Origin of the sequence: Streptomyces sp. FH025 (genome assembly GCF_017427025.1) — a bacterium.
Taxonomy (GTDB): Bacteria; Actinomycetota; Actinomycetes; order Streptomycetales; family Streptomycetaceae; genus Kitasatospora.
The window spans coordinates 1-1,853 of the sequence record NZ_JAFLNG010001040.1 but is presented as its reverse complement, the minus strand read 5'-3'; the positions used below and the strand labels follow the sequence as shown (position 1 = coordinate 1,853).

The following is a 1,853-nucleotide window of genomic DNA, read 5'->3' as shown; positions in this document are numbered from 1 at the left end:
CGACGAAGGTCAGGGCCCCGGTGAGGGCGGAGCGGGAGACGGTGAGGGAGGGCGAGTTGAGGTCGCGCACAGGGGCTCCCAGAGGGGAAGGGTGAGACCGGCGGAGACGTCGCCGTGAACAAGCCCACTGGACATGGGCGTTCTTCGGTGCCCGAGCGGCATTACTGACGATCCGTTCGGTGATCGGTGCGTCACAGACTGTAGGGCATCGGTGGCACATGTCTGGCACTTCTACCCCTCGCTTCACTCAATCGATGGATTGCCGGATCTCTCACGTGGATCGGGATGGATGCTTGGGGCATGCCACCACGAACTACCCCGTCAGCAAGGCAGGAACGAGTCGGCACGGAGCTACGGAAGATGCGCGACTGCGCCGGTCGCACGACCGCCGAAGCCGCCGCGCTGTTCGGGTTTTCCCGGACGAAGATCACGCAGATCGAGAAGGGGCAGTACCCGATCAGCGCCGAGCGCGTGAAGATGCTCGCCTCCGATTTCAAAGAAGGCGACGCCGCATACGTCGAGGCGCTCGCCGCCATGGCTGAAGAGCGCCACCGAGGTTGGTGGGAGGACTTCCGCGGCTCCGTGCCGGTCGGCTTCCTGGACATTGCGGAGATGGAGTACTTCGCCGAGGGAATGCGCACCTTCCAGGTTTCCCATGTCCCCGGCGTCATGCAGACGGAAGACTACGCGAGAGCCATCTTCAGCGACCTCTATCCGCCACTGCCACCACGCCTCGTCGAAGGCAGGCTTGAACACCGGCTTCAGCGCTCGGCGGTGCTGATGTGCGAAGGGGCGCAGCCGTACTCGGCCCTGGTCCACGAAGCCGCCCTACGCATGCAGTTCGGCGGCTGTGCCACCACAAAGCAGCAGCTGGACAGGCTGCTTGACTTCTCGGAGCTGCCGCACGTCACACTCCGGGTTATCAGCTTCAGCGCCAAAGGACTGATCGGCGCAGGTCAGGGCGTCTTCTATGCGAAAGCGCCGGCGTCTCGACTGGACACCGTGCAGCTCGACGCGGTTGGTGGTCCCGTGTTCCTGCACGAGCAGAAACAGCTGGAGAACTACCGCCATATCATCGACATGATGACCGAGCGCTCTCTGACTGAGAGTCAATCTCGGGACACCATCAGGCTTATCAAGAAAGAGCTCTGAGACATGGAAACCTGGAAGCGTCCCAAGGCCTGCGCCGATGCCAACTCCTGCCCCGAGGTGGCCATGGGCCCCGACGCCGTCTTCGTCCGCAGCAGCCTCCGTCCCGACGCCATCGCTCAACTCACCGCCGACGAATGGCGCGACCTCGTCTCGGCCATCCGCAACGGCGAGTTCGACGTGTGAGCACCATCGCGCCCGGCCGGGTCCCGGGACCCGGCCGGGCGCGATGGTGTCTCAGGCGAGGAGGTCGGACTGGAGGGTGACGACCTGGCGGAAGGCGGCCGCCGGGACGCCGTGGGGGTTGGTCATGGTGATGACGGCCACGACGTCGGAGGCGGACAGGTAGGCCATGCGGGTGGCCGGCGCGCCCTTGGCGGCGGTCGCCTTGGGTTCCTTGACGGTCAGGTCCACCCCGTCCACGGTGTCCCAGTCGCGGTGGGGGACGGTCTCCGCCTCCGGTGCGGCCTTGGCCGGGGTGCTGTCCGCGTGCAGCACGGAGAAGGTGTCCCAGCCCTCGGCCGAGGAGCCGAAGCGCAGCAGGCGGATCTGGGTGCGGGTGCCGTCGGAGGCCGTCCACTCGCGGACGGCGGCCGCGCGGCAGGCGTTCTTCAGCAGCAGTTCGCGCACCTTGGACGGGTTGTCCTGCTCTTCGAGGATCGCCTCGCAGGGGGCCCAGTCCGCCGCGGCCGCCTGAGCCGGGG

Annotated in this window: 2 protein-coding genes and 1 pseudogene; 2 read left to right on the top strand and 1 reads right to left on the bottom strand. The window is 66.6% G+C overall.

Going from position 1 to position 1,853, the window contains the following annotated elements; genetic code table 11:
* Positions 1-285 precede the first annotated feature (285 nt).
* Positions 286-1,152, top strand: a complete 867-nt coding sequence (locus J0670_RS37040; protein WP_307806863.1) for a helix-turn-helix transcriptional regulator — start codon at positions 286-288, stop codon at positions 1,150-1,152.
* 3 nt (positions 1,153-1,155) lie between these two features.
* A complete protein-coding gene (locus tag J0670_RS37035; RefSeq protein WP_207817169.1) occupies positions 1,156-1,335 on the top strand; it encodes a DUF397 domain-containing protein in 180 nt (59 codons plus the stop codon).
* A gap of 51 nt (positions 1,336-1,386) precedes the next feature.
* Here J0670_RS37035 and J0670_RS37030 read toward each other — a convergent pair.
* A pseudogene (locus J0670_RS37030) lies at positions 1,387-1,853 on the bottom strand (hypothetical protein); the annotation flags it as partial.